Origin of the sequence: Pseudomonas sp. K8 (assembly GCF_014889455.1) — a bacterium.
Taxonomy (GTDB): Bacteria; Pseudomonadota; Gammaproteobacteria; order Pseudomonadales; family Pseudomonadaceae; genus Aquipseudomonas; species Aquipseudomonas veronii.
Map to the genome: position 1 here is coordinate 22725 of NZ_VJWO01000044.1, position 21017 is coordinate 43741.

Genomic DNA, 21017 nt, shown 5'->3' on the forward strand with positions numbered 1-21017 from the left:
CGTAGTTCCGCCCAGGCTTTATTCGATCTCCAGCAACACCTGGCGATTGCGCACCTGATCGCCGGCCATGACCTGCACGGCCTTGACCACACCGTCGATGCCGGCCTTCAGCGGATGCTCCATTTTCATCGCTTCGAGCACCAGCAGCAGTTGCCCCTGGGTGACGCGTTCACCGGCGCGCACGCGCACATCGACGATGGCGCCGTCCATCGGCGCCTCGACCCTGCCGCCGCCGGCCGGGGGCTGGCGGTTGGCGACGTGGTGGGTGCGGTTGGTCACGCTCACGCCCGGTAGCCACAGTTGGGCACCGTCGAGGTGGTAGGCACTGCGGCGGCGGATGCCGTTGATCACTGCGGTGGCCCAGCGGCCGTCGCTGCTGAGGTGGCGGATGTCGATGCCGTTGGCCTGCAGGTGATGGTCGGCGAGGACGCTGACCGTGATGTCCTGGACCGCATCGTCGACGGCCAACTGATAGCTCCACGGCACGTCAGCGCCGTTGCGCCACCCTGATAAGGCCGGGGCATGGGCCTGAGCGCTGTGTTGATAAAACAGCGCGGCGGCCAGGGCCAACTGTTCGGCGGATGCGCGGGGGCGGTGGATCTCGCTGAAGTGTTCGGCGATCAACGCGGTGCTGAAGTCGCCGTGGATAAACTTCGGGTGCTTGAGCAGGTCGGTCAACAGCTGCTGGTTGCTCGCCACGCCCAGCAGCACCGTGTCCTCCACGGCGCGCAGCAGCTTGCGCCGCGCCTCCTCGCGGGTGGCGCCATGGGCGACGATCTTGCCGAGCAGCGGGTCATAGAACGGGCTGATGCGCTGACCTTCGAGAACGCCGTGGTCGACCCGCACGCCCGCGGCCGGTTCCCAGCGCAGCACCGCACCGGTTTGCGGCAGAAAGCCCTGGGCCGGGTCTTCGGCGTACAGGCGCACTTCCATGGCGTGGCCGCTGAGGCTGACCTGCGCTTGCTGTAACGGCAGCGGTTGGCCTGCGGCAATTTGCAGTTGCCAGTCGACCAGATCGAGGCCGCTGATCAGTTCGGTGACCGGGTGTTCGACTTGCAGGCGAGTGTTCATCTCCAGGAAGTAGAACCGGCCGTCGCGGTCGAGCAGGAACTCCACCGTGCCGGCGCCGACGTAATTCACCGCACGCCCGGCCTTGAGCGCCGCCTCGCCCATGGCCTGGCGCAGGGCCGGGGTCATCACCGGGCAGGGCGCCTCTTCAATGATTTTCTGATGGCGGCGCTGGACCGAGCAGTCGCGTTCGCCGAGGTGGATCAGATTGCCGTGGCTGTCGCCGAACAGCTGGATTTCGACGTGGCGCGGCTCGATCAGCGCCTGTTCCAGGATCAGTTCGTCGCTGCCGAACGCATTCAGGGCTTCGGAGCGGGCGCTGCGCAGTTGCTCTTGCAGGTGTTCGCGCTGATGCACCAGGCGCATACCTCGGCCGCCGCCGCCGGCACTGGCCTTGATCATCAGCGGGAAGCCGATGCGTTCAGCTTCTATTTGCAACGTGGCGTCGTCCTGGGCGCTGCCTTGATAGCCGGCGACGCACGGGACACCGGCCTCGAGCATGGCGAGTTTGGACCGGCGCTTGCTGCCCATCAGTTCGATGGCCTCGACGCTGGGGCCGATGAAGGTCAGCCCGGCGTTTATGCAGGCGCGGGCGAAATCGGGGTTTTCAGAGAGAAAGCCATAACCGGGGTGGACCGCGTCGGCACCCGTGCGTTGAGCTGCGCTGAGAATCGCCGGGATATTCAGGTAGGACTGCTGCACCGGTGCCGGGCCGATATTCACGGCTTCGTCGGCCATCTGCACGTGCGCGGCCTGGGCGTCGGCGTCGCTGTAGACCGCTACGGTGCGGTAGCCCAAGGCCTGGGCGGTGCGCTGGATGCGGCAGGCGATTTCGCCGCGGTTGGCGATCAGGATCTTGTTCATTCGGCCCACCGTGGCTTGCGCTGTTGCACAAAGGCCTGGGTGCCTTCGATCCCTTCTTCGCCCGTCGCCGCCTCGGCGAACCACGCGGCGGCCTGATCCAGCAACGGCCCCAGCGGTTGCTCCGCGCTGGCCAGCAGCAAGGCCTTGGTCCGCCCATTCGCCCCCGGCGCGCAACGCAATACCTGGCCCAGCACTTCATCCAGGCGTTCGGCCAATGCCTGCGGATCGCGCTCGACAAAATGCACCACGCCCAAGCGCTCAGCCTCGACCCCGTCGAACCGCGCCGCCGTCAGCGCCAGCCGGCGCGCGTGCGTCAGACCGATGCGCTTGACCACAAACGGCGCGATCTGCGCCGGCAGCAAGCCCAGGCTGGTCTCGGGCAAGCCGAACTGCGCCTGGTGATCGGCCAGCGCAATATCACTGACGCACGCCAAACCAAAGCCACCGCCCAGCACCGCGCCTTGCAGCACCACGATCACCACCTGGGGCGCGGCTTCAACTTCCTGCAGCAAGGTGCCGAACGCGCGGTTCAGCGCCTGCAATTGCGCCTTGTCGCTGGCGCCGAGCAGGTCTTTCACGTCCGCCCCGGCACAGAAATGCCCGGCCGCGCCGCTGATCACCAGCGCGCGCACCTGATCGTCCAACTGCGCCAGCACCGCGCGCAGTTCATTGACCATCTCCAGGCTCATCGCGTTGCGGCTTTGCGGACGGTTGAGGGTGATGTGCAGCACACCGTTATGGGGTTCGAGCAGCAGGGTGTTCATGGTTTTTTCCCCGGCAGGGTGCCCATCAGTTTGCAGATGATGCCCAGCATGATTTCGTCGGCGCCGCCGCCAATCGACACCAGGCGCATATCGCGATAGGCGCGGGCCACCGGGTTGTCCCACATAAAGCCCATGCCGCCCCAGTATTGCAGGCAACTGTCGCTGACTTCGCGGCCCAGCCGCCCGGCCTTGAGCTTGGCCATGGAGGCCAGGCGCGTCACATCCTGGCCTTTGATGTACTGCTCGGTGGCCTGGTAGACCAGGGCGCGCAGGCATTCGATTTCGGTGGCCAGTTCGGCCAGGCGAAAGTGAATCACCTGATTGTCGATCAGCGCTTTGCCGAAGGTCTGGCGCTCCTTGCAGTATTCGATCGTGCTGTCGATGCAGGACTCCAGGCTCTTGATCATATTGGCCGCGCCAAACAGGCGTTCTTCCTGGAATTGCAGCATCTGCATCATGAACCCCGCACCTTCATGGCCGATGCGGTTGCGTTGCGGCACACGCACGCCGTCGAAGAACACCTGGGCGGTCTCGGAGCTGTGCATGCCGAGTTTTTCCAAGGGCGGGCTGACGCTGATCCCCGGTGTGTTCATCGGCACCATGATCAGCGACTTGTTGAGGTGCGGCTTGTCGTCGGAGGTGTTGGCCAGCAGGCACATGAAGTCGGCGCTCGGCGAGTTGGTGATCCACATTTTGCTGCCGTCGATCACGTAGTCGTCGCCGTCCTTGCGTGCCTGGGTCTTCAGCCCGGCCACATCGGAACCGGCGCCGGCTTCCGAGACGCCGATGCAACCGACTTGCGCGCCGCTGATGGCCGGGCGCAGGAATTCTTCGCGCAGTGCGTCGCAGCCGAAGCGGGCGAGGGCGGGGGTACACATGTCGGTCTGTACGCCGATGGACATGGGGATGCCGCCGCAGCGGATGCTGCCGAATTCTTCGGCGGCGACGATGGAGTAGCTGTAGTCCAGGCCCATGCCGCCGAATTGCTTGGGTTTGGAGATGCCCAGCAGGCCGAGGTCGCCGGCCTTGCGCAAGATATCGTGGATGGGGAAGCGGCCGGCTTTTTCCCATTCGTCGACGTGGGGGTTGATCTCGCGGTCGACGAAGGCGCGGACGGTGCGGCGCAGTGCCTGGTGTTCCTGGGTGAAGATCATTTTTTATTGTTCTCCGTGTGGGCGTTCTTCGGGTGTGCATGGCTCCATCTGTGGGAGCTGGTTTGCTGGCGGTCTTACAGCGGGTAGATATCCAATGGGCTCACCTCGCTCGAAATTGGGCTCACCTAGCTCCAAATGTGGGAGGGGGCTTGCCCCCGATGGCGGCCTCTGGGCCGACCATTTTTTTGGGTTGAGTACATATCCGTTTCTTTGGTAACGGCTGCTATGGGTTCCGCTCTTACAGCGGGTCACTTTTGGAAAAGAGCCCCAAAAGTAACCAAAAGGGCTCTTGCCCCACCACTCGGCACCTCGCCTAGGCTCGGTGTGCCCGAACGCAGGCTTGAATCCGTGGGCCGCCGTCATGGGCCATCCCTGGCCCAGGACGGCTAACCCGGCGTCCTGCCGGGTTACCCACGGATTCAAACCTGCGTTCGGCCAGCGTGGTTTAACGGGGCGCCTAAGATCAAAAGCAGAGCAAGAGCAAGAGCAAAGCAAAAGCACGTGCTATGCGCTTATTGTCCGGCCTCCAGCATGTTTTCCGGGCGTACCCATTGGTCGAACTGTTCGTCGGTGAGGTAGCCCAGGGCCAGTGCGGCTTCCCTCAGGGTCAGGCCTTCGGCGTAAGCCTTTTTGGCGATCTGCGCCGATTTGTCGTAGCCGATGTGCGGGTTGAGCGCGGTCACCAGCATCAGCCCGCGCTCCAGGTGCGCGGCCATTTGTTCGGCGTCGGGCTCGAGGCCGGTGATGCAGTGTTCCTGGAAGTTGTTGCAGCCGTCGGCCAGCAAGCGGATCGATTCCAGCAGGTTGTGGATGATCACCGGTTTGTACACGTTCAACTGCAAATGCCCCTGGCTGGCGGCAATGCCGATGGTCACGTCGTTGCCCAGGACCTGGCAGGCGAGCATCGACAGCGCTTCGCACTGGGTCGGGTTGACCTTGCCGGGCATGATCGAGCTGCCCGGTTCGTTGGCCGGCAGTTTGACTTCCGCCAGCCCGGCGCGCGGGCCGGAGCCGAGCAGGCGCAGGTCGTTGGCGATTTTCATCAGGGCCACGGCCAGGGTTTTCAGGGCGCCGTGCAGCGTCACCAGCGGTTCGTGGCCGGAGAGGGCGGCGAATTTGTTGGGTGCGGTCACGAACGGCAAACCCGACAAGGCTGCCAGCTCGGCGGCAATCGCCTCGCCAAAGCCGTGGGGCGAATTGAGCCCGGTGCCGACGGCGGTGCCGCCCTGGGCCAGCTCGCACACCTGGGGCAGGGCGCTGCGGATCGCGCGTTCGGCGTAATCGAGCTGGGCGATGAACGCCGAGAGTTCCTGGCCAAAGGTGATCGGCGTGGCATCCATCATGTGGGTGCGACCGGTCTTCACCAGCTTCATATGCCGCGCCGACAATTCCGCCAGCCCGCCGGACAGGTGCGTGATCGCTGGCAACAGTCGCTGGTTGACCGCCTGCACCGCCGCGATGTTCATCGCGGTGGGGAAGCAGTCGTTGGAACTCTGGGAGCGGTTCACATGGTCGTTCGGATGCACCGGGCTCTTGCCGCCGCGCGTCTTGCCCGACAGCTCGTTGGCACGCCCGGCGATCACTTCGTTGGCGTTCATGTTGCTCTGGGTGCCGCTGCCGGTCTGCCACACCACCAGCGGGAACTGGTCGTCATGCTGGCCGTCGAGTACTTCGTCGGCGGCCTGTTCGATCAGGCGCGCAATGTCGGCGGGCAGGTCGCCGTTGCGGCTGTTGACCCGGGCGGCGGCTTTCTTGATCAGGGCCAGGGCGTGCAACACCGCCAGGGGCATGCGCTGCTCACCGATGGCGAAGTTCACCAGCGAGCGTTGGGTCTGCGCGCCCCAGTAAGCGTCATCCGGGACTTGGACTTCTCCCAGGCTGTCGGTTTCGATACGGCTCATCGGGCACACTCCTTCAGGTTCGTTTGCGCAGTTTAGGCCGTGATCGGCCCTTGGGGTTCCATAAAAGCCGTTTCATCGGATTCATCCACCGCAAATCCATGCCTGACAAGCGGTGGGGTTGAGCCATGGCGTTTTTTAGGCGCAGAATGGGCGCCCTTGGGGTCTTACCTCGCCTGCTAGAAAAGGAAACTTGATGACTCGTCTTCGTGCCATCTGTACCGCGGTTGCTCTGGTTTGCGCCAGCGGCCAGGTTTTTGCCGATACCGCCAGCCACAACGCCAGTGCCGAAGCCTTCCTTACCCTGGCCCACGCTGACAAGCTGGGGACCCCGGTGTACATGCAAGTGCAGCAAATGTTCGCCCAGCGTTTCGAACAGACCAAAGCGCCTGCCGCCAAGCAGTCCGTACTGGACAGCTACCAGGCCAAGGCCAACGCCGCCCTGGACCAGGCCATCGGCTGGCCAAAACTGAAACCGGACATGGTCAAGCTCTACACCAGCAACTTCAGCGAATCCGAACTCAAGGATCTGGTTGCCTTCTACCAGTCGCCGCTGGGCAAGAAAGTCCTGGAAAAAATGCCGCAACTGACCCAGCAATCGGCCCAGATGACCCAGGCCAAGCTGGAAAGCGCCGTGCCGGTGGTGAACAAGTTGTTGGAAGACATGACCAACGAGCTGACACCTAAAGCCGCCGCACCGGCCAAGAAGAAGTAAGCAGGAATGACCATGCAACAGCGTATCGAAACGGCGCTTGCCGCCCTGGGCCCGGACCACCTGAGCGTGCTGGACGAAAGCCACATGCACAGCCGTGGGTTGCAGACCCACTTCAAGGCCGTGCTGGTCAGCCAGCAGTTCGAAGGGCTTAACCGCGTCAAGCGCCACCAGAAGGTCTACGCCAGCCTGGGTGACCTGATGAGCGAGTTTCATGCGCTGGCGCTGCATACCTATACGCCTGAGGAATGGGCGAAAACCGACGCAGCCCCGGCCTCGCCGACCTGCGCTGGCGGCCATTGACGGGTTGATGTTGAATCTACTGTAGGAGCGAGCTTGCTCGCGAAAAAACTCAGAGCGCCGCTGGGCGTCAGGTTATCCGTGTCATCGTTCACGACCTTCGCGAGCAAGCTCGCTCCTACAGTTAACGGTTCATCCCTGATAGAATCCGCAACGCGCCGCTTAGCCGGCGCGTTTTTTTTGCATCCGGTTCACCCCTTACGAGGGTAGCCACCTGGAGAGAACACCCATGACTCAACCGATTGTCGTGGCGGCACTGTATAAGTTCGTCACCCTCGAAGATTACGTCGCCCTGCGCGAGCCCTTGCTGCAGGCGATGGTCGACAACGGCATCAAAGGCACCTTGCTGATCGCCGAAGAAGGCATCAACGGCACCGTTTCCGGCAGCCGCGAAGGCATTGATGGCTTGATGGCCTGGCTGAAGAACGACCCGCGCATGGTCGATATCGACCACAAAGAGTCGTACTGCGACGAGCAGCCGTTCTATCGCACCAAGGTCAAGCTCAAGAAAGAGATCGTGACCCTGGGCATCGAAGGCGTCGACCCGAACAAAAAAGTCGGTACCTATGTCGAGCCGCAGGACTGGAACGCGCTGATCAGCGACCCGCAAGTGCTGTTGATCGATACGCGTAACGACTATGAAGTGTCCATCGGCACCTTTGAAGGCGCGATCGACCCGAAAACCACCAGTTTTCGCGAATTTCCCGACTACATCAAAGCCAACTTCGATCCGGCCAAGCACAAGAAAGTCGCCATGTTCTGCACCGGCGGCATTCGTTGCGAGAAGGCCTCCAGCTATATGCTCAGCGAAGGCTTCGATGAGGTCTACCACCTCAAGGGCGGCATCCTGAAGTACCTCGAAGAGGTGCCGCAGGCCGAGACCAAATGGCAGGGCGACTGCTTTGTGTTCGACAACCGCGTCACTGTGCGCCACGACTTGAGCGAAGGCGACTACGATCAATGTCATGCCTGTCGCACACCGGTTAGTGTGGAAGACCGCGCATCCGAGCACTACGTGGCGGGCATCAGTTGCCCGCATTGCTGGGATAAGCTGCCGGAGAAAACCCGTCGCAGCGCGATCGACCGGCAAAAGCAGATTGAACTGGCCAAGGCTCGCAATATGCCGCACCCGATTGGCTACAACTACAAGCAAACCCCTTCCGAGGCCTGAACCATGTCCGCGCGCCTGCTCTACATAATGGACCCGATGTGTTCCTGGTGCTGGGGCTTTGCTCCGGTAGCCGAGGCGTTGGTCGAGCAGGCCCGGGCGGCCGGCGTGGAGCTGCACCTGGTGGTGGGCGGCTTGCGCACCGGCAGCGGCGCGGCGCTGGACCCGTCGACCCGGCGCTATATCCTGGAACACTGGCAGGCGGTCACCGACGCCACCGGGCAGACGTTCAAGCATGAAGGCGCGCTGCCCGACGGTTTTGTCTACGACACTGAGCCGGCGTGCCGCGCCATCGTCACCGCACGCAGCCTGGCGCCGGATTGCGCGTGGAAGCTGCTGGGGCTGATCCAGCATGCGTTTTATGTCGAGGGGCGCGACGTGACCCTCGCCAGTATTCTGGTGGAGCTGGCGGAAAAAGCCGGCATACCGCGTATCGAGTTCGCCGGGGCGTTTGACCGTGCTGAGCAGCACGCCGCCACCGCCGCCGATTTCACCTGGGTGCAGGATTTGGGGATCGCCGGTTTTCCGACGTTGCTGGCCGAGCGCAATGGCCAGTTGGCCTTGCTGACCAATGGCTACCAGCCGCTGTCCGAGCTGTCACCGCTGCTCGGCCGCTGGCTGGAGCGAGCCGCCTGTGCCTGATCAGCCTGACACAGAGCCCTCCCACCGCGTCGATCGACTGACCTGGGCGGAAATCCGCCGCCTGGCCTTGCGTCATAAGAAATCCCTGTGGATCGCCAATGGTGTCGCCGTACTGGCGACCCTCTGCAGCGTGCCCATCCCCCTGTTGTTGCCCTTGCTGGTCGACGAAGTGCTGCTGGGCCATGGCGATGCCGCGCTCAAGGTAATGAACCACGCGCTGCCCCTGGGCTGGCAGAAAGCCGCCGGTTATATCGGCCTGATGCTGCTGGTGACGCTGGCCCTGCGCTGTGGTGCGCTGGTGTTCAACGTGGTGCAGGCGCGCTTGTTTGCGCGGCTGGCCAAGGACATCGTCTACCGCATCCGCGTGCGTCTGATCGAGCGGCTCAAGCGTATTTCCCTCGGCGAGTACGAAAGCCTCGGCAGCGGCACCGTCACCACGCACCTGGTCACCGACCTGGACACGCTGGACAAATTCGTCGGCGAAACCCTCAGCCGTTTCCTGGTGGCCATGCTGACCCTGGTCGGCACCTCGGCGATTCTGGTGTGGATGCACTGGCAACTGGCGTTGCTGATCCTGCTGTTCAACCCGCTGGTGATCTATGCCACGGTGCAGTTGGGCAAGCGCGTCAAACACCTGAAAAAACTGGAAAACGACAGCACTTCGCGCTTCACCCAGGCGTTGACCGAAACCCTCGACGCCATCCAGGAAGTGCGTGCCGGCAATCGCCAGGGCTTTTTCCTCGGGCGCCTCGGCCAGCGCGCCCAGGAAGTGCGTGACTATGCGATCCACTCCCAATGGAAAACCGACGCCTCCAGCCGCGCCAGCGGTTTGCTGTTCCAGTTCGGCATCGATATTTTTCGCGCGGCGGCCATGCTCACCGTGCTGTTTTCCGACCTGTCCATTGGCCAGATGCTCGCCGTGTTCAGCTACCTGTGGTTCATGATCGGCCCGGTGGAGCAGTTGTTGAACCTGCAATATGCCTACTACGCGGCGGGCGGGGCGCTGACGCGGATCAACGAGCTGCTCGCCCGTGCCGATGAGCCGCAATATGTCGGCGGCGCAGACCCGTTCACTGGGCGCGAAACGGTCGGTATCGACGTGCGTGGCCTGACGTTCGGCTATGGCGAAGAGCGGGTGCTCGACCAGTTGAACCTCAGCATCGAACCTGGTGAGAAGGTCGCGATTGTCGGCGCCAGCGGCGGCGGTAAAAGTACCCTGGTGCAACTGCTGCTGGGGCTGTACACACCGCAGGCCGGCAGTATTCGTTTCGGTGGTGCAACCCAGCAGGAAATCGGCCTGGAGACCATCCGCGAGCACGTCGCGGTGGTGCTGCAACACCCCGCGCTGTTCAACGATACCGTGCGTGCCAACCTGACCATGGGCCGCAACCGCAGTGACCAGGCGTGTTGGCAGGCCCTGGAAATCGCCCAGTTGGAGGCGACCGTCAAGGCGTTGCCCCTGGGCCTGGACAGTGTGGTGGGGCGCTCTGGCGTGCGCTTTTCCGGCGGCCAGCGCCAACGGCTGGCGATTGCGCGCATGGTCTTGGCCGAGCCGAAGGTGGTGATCCTGGATGAGGCAACCTCGGCCTTGGACGCCGCCACCGAGTACAACCTGCACCAGGCGTTGGCGCGGTTTCTCAGTGGGCGGACTACACTGATCATTGCCCATCGGCTTTCGGCGGTGAAACAAGCTGATCGGGTGCTGGTGTTCGACGGTGGGCATATCGCCGAGGACGGCGACCATCAGCAACTGATCGCGGAGGGTGGCTTGTACGCCAAACTTTACGGGCACTTGCAACAAGTGCGTTGATTTAGCCTACGCTGTGCTATTAGGAGCGGATGTTCGCGTGCGTATTCAGCTGTGCATGTGCAAGGGACTTCATGAAGCAGAAGCGGACTCTCGGAACGCCAAGGTTGTTGGGCATTGTCTGGCCCTTTATTGCCGTCGTATTGTTCCAGGCATTATTAGGCTGTGTCAGTCTGTATGTGCTTTCAGCGGTGCGTGTCTATGTGGGCGGCGAAAGCCTGTGGTCCAAGGGCCAGAAAGACGCCATCTACTATCTGACGCTGTACGCCGATAATCGCGACGAAGCCACCTACCTCAAATACCAGCAAGCCATTGCCGTGCCCCAGGGCGGGCATGAACTGCGTGTCGCCCTGGACCATCCAGCCCCCGACCTCAAGGCGGCGCGCCTGGGGATCATCAAGGGTGGCAACCACCCGGACGACGTCTCCAGCGTGATCTGGCTGTACCTCAACTTTCGCCATTTCAGCTACCTGGAAAAAGCCATCGAACTGTGGACCGTGGGCGATGGCTACCTGGTCCAGCTGGATGATTTGGCCCGGTCGATGCACCGGGCGATCACCGCGGGTCAGGTCCATGACGACGATGTGCGGCAATGGAAGGCGCATATCTTTGCCATCAACGACGGCGTGACGCCGGCGGCCAAGGCGTTCAGCGATGCCTTGGGTGAAGGCTCGCGCGTCGTCCTGCGGCTGTTGCTGATCACCAACCTGGCCACGGCCTTGTGCCTGATCGCCCTGGCGCTGCTGCGTACCCACAAGTTGTTGGCGCAGCGGCACGCGTTCGCCGATGCCCTGCAAGTGGAGAAGGAGCGGGCACAGATCACCCTGGAGTCGATCGGCGATGGGGTGATCACCACCGATGTCGATGGCGCCATTGCCTACATGAACCCGGCCGCCGAGGCCCTGACTCGCTGGACGTCGGCCCATGCCCAGGGCCTGCCCCTGGCGGCACTGTTCAACCTGCTGGATGAAAATGCTCAGCCCGATGGTTTTGCGCTGATCGAGCACATCACCAAGGGCCGCTTGAGCGGCGGCAGCGAACACTCCAAAACCATCCAGCGTCTGGATGGCAGCACTGTTTCGGTGACCCTGGTGGGCGCGCCGATCCGCAGCGCCGGCAAAGTCAGCGGCGCGGTGCTGGTTCTGCACGACATGACCCAGGAACGTCAGTACATCGCCAACCTGTCGTGGCAAGCGACCCATGACGCGTTGACCGGCCTGGCCAACCGTCGCGAGTTCGAGTTCCGCCTGGAACAGGTGCTGCAACAAGTCGCGCGTGAGCACAGCGGGCGGCATGCCTTGATGTTCCTCGACCTGGACCAGTTCAAGCTGGTCAACGACACCTGCGGCCATGCGGCAGGCGACGAGCTGTTGCGGCATATCTGCGCACTGTTGCAATCGGATCTGCGTGAAGGTGACACCCTGGCGCGACTGGGGGGCGACGAGTTCGGCATCCTGTTGGAGAACTGCCCGGCGTCGGTGGCGGAAAAAATCGCCGAAAGCCTGCGCCACACGGTGCAGAACCTGCATTTCGTGTGGAAGGGCCGGCCGTTCATGACCACCGTCAGCATTGGCCTGGTGCATATCTCCCAGGTGCCGACCACCCTGGAAACATCGCTGCGCGCCGCCGACATGGCCTGCTATATGGCCAAGGAAAAGGGCCGCAACCGCGTGCAGGTCTACCACGCGGACGACTCCGAGCTGTCCTTGCGCTTTGGCGAGATGGCCTGGGTGCAGCGCCTGCACATGGCCCTGGAAGAAAACCGCTTTTGCCTGTACTCCCAGGAAATCGCGCCCCTGGGGCCCACCGACGCCGACAATGGGCACATTGAAATCCTCCTGCGCCTGCATGACGAGGCCGGCCGCATCATTCTGCCCGACAGTTTCATTCCGGCCGCCGAACGTTACGGGTTGATGAGTTCCCTGGATCGCTGGGTGGTGGACAACGTGTTCAACCTGATTGCCCGTTGCATGCATGAGCGCCCGGGCCGGCCCATGGCAATGTGTGCGATTAATCTGTCAGGCATAACGATTGGTGATGACGCTTTTCTCGGTTTTTTGCGCGAGAAGTTCGCGGCTTACAGTGTTCCGCCAGAAATGATTTGTTTTGAAATAACTGAGACCTGCGCTATTGCCAATTTGGGCAGTGCGATTCGCTTTATTAATGAACTCAAAGCCTTAGGTTGCCATTTCTCACTGGATGACTTCTGCGCCGGAATGTCCTCATTCGCTTATCTGAAACATTTACCTGTAGACTTCCTGAAGATCGATGGAAGTTTCGTAAAGGATATGCTGGACGACCCGATTAACCGCGCCATGGTCGAAGTGATCAACCACATCGGCCACGTCATGGGTAAGCGCACAATTGCTGAGTTTGTTGAAACGCCGCACATCGAACAGGCATTGCTTGAGATTGGTGTGGATTACGCTCAGGGCTATGTGATTGAACGCCCGCAATTGTTTACCTTTGATAGTTTGCAGTGTCGACCTGTGCGGCCGCAGCCTCTGTTATTCAAGGCGCCCGGCACATTCCGCTGAAACATTTGCTGGTCTGTACAATCACACTTAAAAAGGAGCCTTACAGTGATCGACACCTTCAACCGAACCGGCCCGCTTATGGAAGCCTCGAGTTACCCCGCCTGGGCTCAGCAATTGATCCAGGACTGTAGCGAGAGCAAGCGCCGAGTTGTCGAACACGAACTGTATCAGCGCATGCGTGATAACACGCTGAGCGCCAAGACCATGCGCCAATACCTGATCGGTGGCTGGCCGGTGGTCGAACAGTTTGCCTTATATATGGCACAGAACCTCACCAAGACCAAGTTTGCCCGTCATCCTGGCGAGGATATGGCGCGGCGTTGGCTGATGCGCAATATTCGGGTGGAATTGAACCACGCCGATTACTGGCTGCATTGGGCCCGCGCCCACGGCGTCAGCCTCGAAGACCTGCAAGCACAGAACGTACCCCCGGAATTGCATGCACTGAGCCATTGGTGCTGGCACACCAGTTCGGCCGATTCGTTGATCGTTGCGATCGCCGCCACCAACTATGCTATCGAGGGCGCGACGGGGGAGTGGTCCGCGTTGGTGTGCTCCACCGGCGTTTATGCGGCAGCCTTCCCCGAGGAAGACCGCAAGCGCGCGATGAAGTGGCTGAAGATGCATGCCCAGTACGACGACGCCCACCCTTGGGAAGCGCTGGAAATCGTCTGCACCCTGGCCGGTACGAACCCCAGCCGACAACTGCAGGCAGAGCTGCGCCAGGCCGTGTGCAAGAGCTACAACTACATGTACCTGTTCCTGGAAAACTGCATGCGCCTGGAGAAAGACAAACCGGCGGCCGCGCCTGTTCGCGAGCGCCTGGTGCGCGTCGCCAGCGAAGCGTGATGTGAAACGCGTGGCGGGGGTTTACCCCGCCATTGCCAAGCGGTTGCGACCTTCGCGCTTGGCCACATACAAGGCGCTGTCGGCCCGACGCAACAGGCTTTCGGCAGACTCGGCAGGCAACAACGTCGAGCAGCCCAGGCTCACCGTCAGATCGATGCGTATGTCATCCGCCCAATATTCCTGGGCCTGTGCCGCCTGGCGCAGGCGCTCGCCGACGACCGCCGCCGCATCCCGGCCGGTGTTGGAGAGCAGGATCAGGAACTCTTCCCCGCCAAAGCGGAACACCATGTCCACATTGCGCAACTGGCCCTTGATCGACGCAGCCACGGCGCGCAGTACCTTGTCGCCGGCCGCGTGGCCGTGAGTGTCGTTGATGCGTTTGAAGTGATCGATGTCGAGCATCAGCAGGGACAACGGGGTCGAGTGTCGCCGCGCCATGTCGATTTCCCGCTGCAGGGTCTGGTCCATGGCGATGCGGTTGCCGGTTTCGGTCAACGGGTCACGCAGGGCGCTGCGGGTCGCGGCGCGATAGAGCAGGGCGTTACGCATCGGGTAGAGCAGGGTGGCCAGCAGCGATTCGAGTTGACTCAGTTCTTCTTCCATCAAGCGTTGGTTGCGACGGAATACCAGCTCGCCCAGATGTTCGCCTTCATGGCTCAAGGCGTAGCTCACCGAATGATGGCCGCGATGGCCGAATTCCAGGCGCAGGTCACTGGCCTGATGGCTGTAGTGCAGAGCGTCCAGGGGCACCAGGCGCTGGATCTCGCGAAAGAACAGACCGAGGATGCGTTGCGGTTCCAGGCTGGTCTGCAGTTGCAGGCCCAGTTGTTGGCGCAGTTGAGCAACCGTGGTGGGGCGGTGCGAGAGAGGGGATGACTGACTAAAGCCCAGGCGTTGCAATTTGGCACTGTCGAAGTCAATTGCGTGGAGCTGGGGCGGGTTTTTCATAAGCAGTCGGCCTCTAAGCACTTAGCTGTCTTACAGGCTCGATGAGAGTGGCGAGTGCCAAGCGTCTTACTGTTCCTTCAGTTCCGTAAAACATTGGAAACAGTTTAAACCGCTTTGCCAGGGGTTATAACCCTTGGGTACTGCCACACGTCTTGTCATCGCTTAACCTGCTTGAAAGGGCTAGAGCGAGATTCATGCCACTTTGTTTTATTTTGAATAAAATCCTTATAAATCAAAGGCTGTTTATGGGGTAAAAAACAGCCATGGCGAAAGGATGTCAGTTATTTGGCAGGTGACGGCGGTTTTACCCGCCGTACTGAACCAGCGTGGTGGCGTCGATCTGCTCGATCGACGTCACGCCGGTCAGCGTCATGGCCACACGCATTTCCTTGGCGAAGATATCCAACAGGTTTTCCACCCCGTGCTGGCCATCGGCGGCCAACGCATAGGCGGTCGAACGTCCCAACAGGCATGCCTTGGCGCCCAGGGCGAGCATGCGTACCACGTCGAGCCCGGAGCGGATGCCGGAGTCCACCAGCACCGTCAGGTCATCGCCGACTGCCTGGGCAATGGGCGGCAGTGCCTTGGCGGTGGAGAGCACGCCGTCCAACTGGCGGCCGCCATGGTTGGAGACCACGATACCATCGGCGCCGAAGCTCACTGCGTCCTTGGCGTCCTGCGGGTCGAGGATGCCCTTGATGATCATCGGGCCTTTCCAGAACTCGCGTATCCACTCCAAGTCTTTCCAACTGATCGACGGGTCGAAGTTGTTGGCCAGCCAACCGACGTAATCTTCGAGGGTGGTGGGCTTGCCCAGGTACTTGGAGATATTGCCCAGGTCGTGCGGGCGGCCCAGCACGCCGACATCCCAGGCCCATTGTGGCTTGGTGACGGCTTGCAGCATCCGGCGCGCCGAGGCATACGGCCCGGACATGCCCGAGTGTGCGTCGCGGTAACGCGCGCCCGGCGTCGGCATATCGACGGTGAACACCAGCGTCGTCACCCCGGCGGCCTGCGCCCGTTCCAGCGCGTTACGCATAAAGCCGCGGTCCTTGAGCACATAGAGCTGGAACCAGATCGACTGCGCGCTTTGCGACGCCACTTCCTCGATCGAACACACCGACACCGTCGACAGACAGAAGGGAATCCCCTTGTTGGCCGCCGCCTTGGCCGCCTGCACCTCGCCGCGCCGTGCGTACATACCGGTCAAGCCAACGGGGCTGAGGATGATCGGCATGGCATGTTCCTGACTGAACAGCGTGGTCTTCAAACTCAGGCTATCCACGTTGCGCAGAATGCGTTGGCGCAGGCTGATCTCGGCCAGGTCCGAACTGTTGGCACGCATCGTGTGTTCGGCGTAGGCGCCACCGTCGATGTAGTCGAACAGGAAGCGCGGCAGCTTGCGCTTGGCGGCGGCACGGTAATCGGATGCCGACGAAATGATCATGAGCAGTGACTCCACAGGGCAAAGGGGGGTTACGGTAAGCAAACTTCTGGCATGATAAAAACAACTTTTATCGCTAATGCCCAGTCGCAAAAGGAATACCGATGAACCTGAGAACACTGCGTGTCTTCGTCGAGGTGGTGCGCCAGGGCGGGTTTTCCCAGGCGGCGCAGGTGGTGTCGCTGACCCAGTCCACGGTGAGCAAGGCCGTCAAGACCCTGGAAGAAGAACTGGGCGCGCCGCTGCTTAATCGTCTTGGGCATAAGAACGAACTTACCGCCGCAGGCGAAATTGCCTACCGCCGCGCCCTGGTGCTGCTCGCCGAACGCAGCGATCTGGTCGCCGAGATCAACGACCTGCGCGACCTCAAGCGCGGCGTGCTGCGCATCGGCCTGCCGCCGGTGGGATGCGGCGTGTTGTTCGCGTCTATGTTCGCCACCTACCGCAACCGCTACCCGGACATCGATATCGAACTCACCGAGCACGGCAGCAAAAAACTGCATGAATGTCTGGAAGCCGGGGAGGTCGACCTGGCGGCCCTGTTGCTGCCGGTAGACGATGGCTTCGACTACCAGCCCGTGCGCAATGAGCCGCTGATGGCCGTGCTGCCCATGAGCCATGCGCTCGCGCGGCGCAAGCGCATCGACTTCACCGACCTCGCGGATTCACCGTTCATTCTGTTCGAAGCCGGTTTTGCCCTGAACGCATTAATCCTCGCCGCCTGCGAACGCAAGGGCGTGACGCCCCGCGTCACCGCCCGTAGTGGGCAGATCGACTTCATCGTCGACCTGGTGGCGGCAGGGCTGGGCGTCGCCTTCCTGCCACGCATGCTCGCGCACAAGCACCAGCACGCCGGCATCGCCCTGATCCCCTTGGACGAACCCCACACCGACTGGCACATCGCCCTGGCCTGGCGCGCCAGCGCTCACCTGCCACCTGCAGCGCGCGCCTGGCTGGACCTGGCCAAGGAAATGGCCCACGCAGGGTAAAAGCCGAACGGGTTATCCGATTGCGTTCGGCAATGCCAGGTAGTGCTTGACTTGTCCTTTTTAATCAGTAACATACGGTGAATTCCGCGATAGCTCAGTTGGTAGAGCAAATGACTGTTAATCATTGGGTCCCTGGTTCGAGTCCAGGTCGTGGAGCCAGACAAGGTTCCAGAGAAGGCTTTCAAAATCTCTGAACCACCCGAAAAACCCGCCCTCTGGCGGGTTTTTTCGTTTTGGCGTTCCGTCGGATTCCGGTGGGTACCAGCCGTTTTAAGGGTAGAGTTTGGGATAAAGGTCAGTTCGATAATAGGGAGTACCCTTATGTCGCGCACCACTGCTCCACTCTCCGATTCCGCTTGCCGTTCGGCCAAGCCCACAGACCGCGCCTACAAGCTTTTCGACGGCGACGGCCTTTACCTTCTCGTCCAACCCAATGGCCGCAAAGGCTGGCGTCTCAGATACGTTAAACCTGATGGCCGGGAAGGACTGACCTCATTCGGCAACTATCCCATCGTTAGCCTCGCAGATGCGCGCCGCAAGCGCTTGGAGGTCAAGCGAATGCTGGCGGATGGCATTGATCCCATAGGAGCCAAGAACCAAGCCAAGACGCAAGCCCTGATCAAAGGCCGCACCTTTGAAAGCGTTGCCCTCGGCTGGCACACGGAAATGTCAGCCAAGTGGGCACCAGACTATTCCAAGACAGTGATGAGCCGCCTCAAAACCCATCTCTTCCCGCTAATCGGCGCCCGCGCCATTGTCGACCTAGACACCCACGACCTTATGCAGCCCTTGGAAGCGATCAAGAAGCGCGGAACGATAGACATTGCTTTAAGGGTACAAAACTACCTGCAGAGCATCATGCGCGAAGCAAAGCGCCTCCGGCTTATCACCGTGAACCCTGCGTATGACCTCGTAGGCTCGATCAAAGCCTCGCGAGTCGTCCACCGCCCCGCTTTATCCTTATCGCGCTTGCCTGAATTGCAGGAACGGATCGACACCTATAAAGGCCGCGCACTTACCCGGCTGACGGTCTTACTCTCGCTGCACGTGTTTGTACGCTCCAGCGAGCTGCGCTTCGCCCGCTGGAGCGAGTTCGACCTCAAGCGTGGCGTCTGGGAAATACCCGACACGCGACCAGCGTTGGAAGGCGTACCCTTTTCCACAAGGGGTACGAAGATGGCCGGGGACATCCACCTTGTACCCTTATCACCGCAAGCGGTCGCCCTACTCGAGCAGATCCACGCAATCACAGGCAAATTTGACTTGGTGTTCGCAGGCGATACCAAGTCTTGGAAACCGATGTCCGAAAACACTGTGAACAGCGCGCTTCGGAAGATGGGTTACGACACCAAAACTGAGATCTGCGGCCATGGCTTTCGTTCGATGGCCTGCAGCGCACTGATCGAGTCGGGTTTGTGGACGGATACAGCCATCGAGCGGCAGATGAGCCACAAGGAGCGCAACAACGTCCGAGCGGCCTACATCCACAAGGCCGAGTTCATCGAGGAGCGCAGGCTGATCATGAACTGGTGGAGTCGCTACCTTGAGGCTAATCAGCAGGAGCATGTCAGCCCACGCGAATTCGCCAATCAGACGGGTGTGAACGTCACTCGACTAAAAGCAAAACATGGCGCAACCGAGTAAGCGATCGGTCTTCATATCTCGGTGATCCGCTTGTCCACGCAGGTCCATCCAAAGAGGGCTGCAAAGCCGCCCTCTTTGGATGGACCTCACTTAAAAAATCTTAAAACTCCCGCAATCGTCTTTTGGAAACCACGAACTTCCATAGACGGCTAATGCCATTTTCAGCCGCAGAGTTCTCGGAAAATCGAGCCTTGACCCTGTCTATCCGTGGGCGTAGAAAAGATCGTACAAGTGCTGTCGTTGACAGCAACCCAGGTAGCCAGAACCTTTGAGGCTACGCCACTCAGTGGTGGTTCTCCCCCAAGTGCGATTAGCGTCCGGCGGCTCGCACAGTCACAGCGATGTGATGGATGCCTACTTCTACCAGAGTGCCCACTGCGGCAACTCATACCTCTACATTCCTGCCCTGCAGCAACCTATCCGCTTGGCCATTTCACTGCGCCAACCTGCGTTCGTCTCTTACTTCCTGGAAGAGACGAACGCTCCTACCGCTGCTGCAGCCCAACTCGTACAAGGCTTTGCGGCATTCCCCCTCGTGACAATCGGCGTGACAAACACCGAAGTCACCAGCAACAGCGATGCAGATGATGGTGCCGCAGCCCACGGAATGGACTGCACCTGACTGACAGTCAGGCATGCCCCGGTCATCGCATCACTGCCTTCACCCGACTCAGGATCTCGCGGCGCTTGGTCTCGTCAGTCAGTGCAGCCTCCACCCGCCCACTTCTTCGGAAGTGCTCAGGAGGCCAGATCATGAGATGCCCATGCTCCCGGTCGTAAGGAGCCGCCAGTCCCGCGTTAGTGGACAACCCTCACAGGTCGCAGGGGCCTTGATCCCTGATAACACTCAACTTCCGTGGCGGGATGACGTGGGGAAGGTTTTAAGGGTTTGGCTTCGAGAGGAGTTTGATCATGGCATTGGTCGGTAGACGGGATGGGCGCAATTTCGGCTATGGCCGGCAGCTGAGCTATGCCGGGCCGCAGGCACTGCGTGATCTTTTTGGCGGCGGTCATTATGGCACGGTCAAAGCGCACAGTGATCGGTGGCAGGCGTTTGTACGCTGGTGTCGGTCGGAGGATGGTCCCGGGTTTAACGATGCGCGAAAAATTGATCGGCAGACCTTGCTAAACTACGCCGGACATCTGCGGCAGCAAGTTGAACAAGGGGCTATCTGCATCGCCACCGCGCAAAATCGGTTGTCCAGCGTGAACCGAACCATGGCCGCGCTTCGCGGTGATCAGTATGTGAAGGTGCCGAGTCCGAGCAAGGCCCTGGGAATGCGGCGCACCAGTGTTCGTCGTTCGGTGCCGCAAGGCCAAGACCGCGAACACGTGAAGCGGATCGTCGACGTGCTCTGCGAACACCAAATGCCGCGCGCCGCGGCCATCGCTCAGTTGGCGCGAGCAACCGGTATGCGCTTGCGCGAGACCATCTTGGCCGACCTTCCGCGCCTCAAACGTGAGGCCGAACAATACGGAAAAATCAACATCCAGAATGGCACTAAGGGTGGCCGTTCAGGTGCGTCGGCACCCCGCTGGATCACAGTAGATGATCATATTCGTGATGCGCTGAGATTTGCCGAACAGGTCTCGCCTGGCGGTAGCCACAACCTGCTTGCACAAAACGAGAGCTACCTCGATTTTCAACGGGAAATCGTCCGCCCTGCCCGGGACATCCTCCATCAGCACAACCTCAATGGCTTCCACGAATTACGGGCGGCCTATGCGTGCGAACGCTATGAGCAGATCACCCATTACCTAGCGCCCATCAACGGTGGCAGGTGCAGGCACCTCGATCCGCGCCTTGATCGAGAGGCACGTTTACAAATCAGCTATGAGCTGGGGCACGGCCGCATCGGCGTGGTATCGGCGTATATTGGTGGTCGAGCATGAGCACGGCATTCGATATGGAACTCTTCCTGGCGAGCGTCTTGACTGGGTCACATACCACACGCCAACGCCACCTGCGTCAGGCGAAGACTATCCAAACAGCAGTCGCTGAGCGCTGGCAACGCGACAATCCATGGACTTGGCAGAGAAAACACCTTGCGTGGTTTTTGACTCACCACCTAAACCAGCGCACTGAATCGACGCTCTATTACTATTTGCTGACCATGCAATTACTCACTTATCGCCTAGGAAAATCCTGGCAGTTCAACCGCTAGGCGAAGGTCATAAATCACCAAAAGCAGACATTTTCGATCTGCCGCCGATCGCTATACGAATGGA

Annotated in this window: 18 protein-coding genes, 1 tRNA gene and 1 pseudogene; 13 read left to right on the forward strand and 7 right to left on the reverse strand. The window is 61.0% G+C overall.

Annotation, left to right across the window (positions count from 1 at the left end; all coding sequences use genetic code 11):
• Positions 1-18: 18 nt before the first annotated feature.
• From INT12_RS23820 to INT12_RS23835, 4 genes are all read right to left on the reverse strand, one after another.
• Entirely contained in the window at positions 19-1932 is a 1914-nt protein-coding gene (locus INT12_RS23820) for an acetyl/propionyl/methylcrotonyl-CoA carboxylase subunit alpha (RefSeq protein ID WP_226926291.1), read from the reverse strand.
• Entirely contained in the window at positions 1929-2696 is a 768-nt protein-coding gene (locus INT12_RS23825) for an enoyl-CoA hydratase/isomerase family protein (RefSeq protein WP_193040751.1), read from the reverse strand. The genes INT12_RS23820 and INT12_RS23825 overlap by 4 nt, the downstream gene beginning before the upstream one ends.
• The gene (gene atuD / locus INT12_RS23830) at positions 2693-3850 is read right to left on the reverse strand and encodes a citronellyl-CoA dehydrogenase (RefSeq protein ID WP_193040750.1); all 1158 of its coding nucleotides are present in this window, start codon (positions 3848-3850) and stop codon (positions 2693-2695) included. Before atuD ends, INT12_RS23825 begins: the two co-directional genes overlap by 4 nt.
• A gap of 512 nt (positions 3851-4362) precedes the next feature.
• Entirely contained in the window at positions 4363-5751 is a 1389-nt protein-coding gene (locus INT12_RS23835; protein WP_017845865.1) for a class II fumarate hydratase, read from the reverse strand.
• A 193-nt stretch (positions 5752-5944) separates the two neighbouring features.
• Between INT12_RS23835 and INT12_RS23840 the strand changes: the two genes are divergently transcribed.
• On the forward strand, positions 5945-6463 hold the full coding sequence (locus INT12_RS23840; RefSeq protein ID WP_010567461.1) for a DUF2059 domain-containing protein: 519 nt from the start codon (positions 5945-5947) through the stop codon (positions 6461-6463).
• 6 nt (positions 6464-6469) lie between these two features.
• A complete protein-coding gene (locus INT12_RS23845; protein ID WP_046483943.1) occupies positions 6470-6763 on the forward strand; it encodes a BolA family protein in 294 nt (97 codons plus the stop codon).
• Positions 6764-6780: 17 nt separating this feature from the next.
• Here INT12_RS23845 and INT12_RS31435 read toward each other — a convergent pair.
• Positions 6781-6903, reverse strand: a pseudogene (locus INT12_RS31435) (outer membrane lipoprotein carrier protein LolA); the annotation flags it as partial.
• An 86-nt stretch (positions 6904-6989) separates the two neighbouring features.
• Between INT12_RS31435 and INT12_RS23850 the strand changes: the two are divergent.
• From INT12_RS23850 to INT12_RS23870, 5 genes are all read left to right on the forward strand, one after another.
• Positions 6990-7931, forward strand: a complete 942-nt coding sequence (locus INT12_RS23850; protein WP_193040882.1) for a rhodanese-related sulfurtransferase — start codon at positions 6990-6992, stop codon at positions 7929-7931.
• Between the two features lie 36 nt (positions 7932-7967).
• Entirely contained in the window at positions 7968-8570 is a 603-nt protein-coding gene (locus INT12_RS23855) for a DsbA family protein (protein ID WP_169883702.1), read from the forward strand.
• Positions 8563-10380 carry an ABC transporter ATP-binding protein gene (locus INT12_RS23860; protein WP_046382588.1) on the forward strand — a complete coding sequence of 606 codons (1818 nt, stop codon included), beginning with the start codon at positions 8563-8565 and terminating at the stop codon, positions 10378-10380. Before INT12_RS23855 ends, INT12_RS23860 begins: the two co-directional genes overlap by 8 nt.
• Before the next feature lie 71 nt (positions 10381-10451).
• Positions 10452-12914, forward strand: a complete 2463-nt coding sequence (locus tag INT12_RS23865; RefSeq protein WP_193040881.1) for an EAL domain-containing protein — start codon at positions 10452-10454, stop codon at positions 12912-12914.
• Between the two features lie 78 nt (positions 12915-12992).
• Positions 12993-13763, forward strand: a complete 771-nt coding sequence (locus INT12_RS23870; protein ID WP_186355089.1) for a TenA family transcriptional regulator — start codon at positions 12993-12995, stop codon at positions 13761-13763.
• 21 nt (positions 13764-13784) lie between these two features.
• On the opposite strand, the gene INT12_RS23875 is transcribed toward INT12_RS23870, so the two are convergent.
• Together INT12_RS23875 and lldD are read right to left on the reverse strand one after the other, a co-directional pair.
• Positions 13785-14711, reverse strand: coding sequence for a GGDEF domain-containing protein (locus INT12_RS23875; RefSeq protein WP_193040880.1), 927 nt, complete (start codon positions 14709-14711; stop codon positions 13785-13787).
• A gap of 304 nt (positions 14712-15015) precedes the next feature.
• Positions 15016-16158 carry an FMN-dependent L-lactate dehydrogenase LldD gene (gene lldD, locus INT12_RS23880; RefSeq protein WP_193040879.1) on the reverse strand — a complete coding sequence of 381 codons (1143 nt, stop codon included), beginning with the start codon at positions 16156-16158 and terminating at the stop codon, positions 15016-15018.
• A gap of 101 nt (positions 16159-16259) precedes the next feature.
• Here lldD and INT12_RS23885 point away from each other — a divergent pair, with 101 nt between their 5' ends.
• From INT12_RS23885 to INT12_RS23910, 6 genes are all read left to right on the forward strand, one after another.
• The gene (locus tag INT12_RS23885; protein ID WP_046382593.1) at positions 16260-17144 is read left to right on the forward strand and encodes a LysR family transcriptional regulator; all 885 of its coding nucleotides are present in this window, start codon (positions 16260-16262) and stop codon (positions 17142-17144) included.
• 83 nt (positions 17145-17227) lie between these two features.
• A tRNA-Asn gene (locus tag INT12_RS23890) sits at positions 17228-17303 on the forward strand.
• A 162-nt stretch (positions 17304-17465) separates the two neighbouring features.
• Positions 17466-18788, forward strand: coding sequence for a tyrosine-type recombinase/integrase (locus INT12_RS23895; RefSeq protein ID WP_169878022.1), 1323 nt, complete (start codon positions 17466-17468; stop codon positions 18786-18788).
• Positions 18789-19134: 346 nt separating this feature from the next.
• Positions 19135-19410 (forward strand): hypothetical protein, encoded by a 276-nt coding sequence (locus INT12_RS23900; protein WP_169878021.1) that lies wholly within the window; start codon positions 19135-19137, stop codon positions 19408-19410.
• 290 nt (positions 19411-19700) lie between these two features.
• Complete coding sequence (locus tag INT12_RS23905; protein WP_169878020.1) at positions 19701-20681, forward strand: integrase domain-containing protein; 981 nt, start codon at positions 19701-19703, stop codon at positions 20679-20681.
• A complete protein-coding gene (locus INT12_RS23910; RefSeq protein WP_169878019.1) occupies positions 20678-20953 on the forward strand; it encodes a hypothetical protein in 276 nt (91 codons plus the stop codon). Before INT12_RS23905 ends, INT12_RS23910 begins: the two co-directional genes overlap by 4 nt.
• Positions 20954-21017 lie beyond the last annotated feature (64 nt).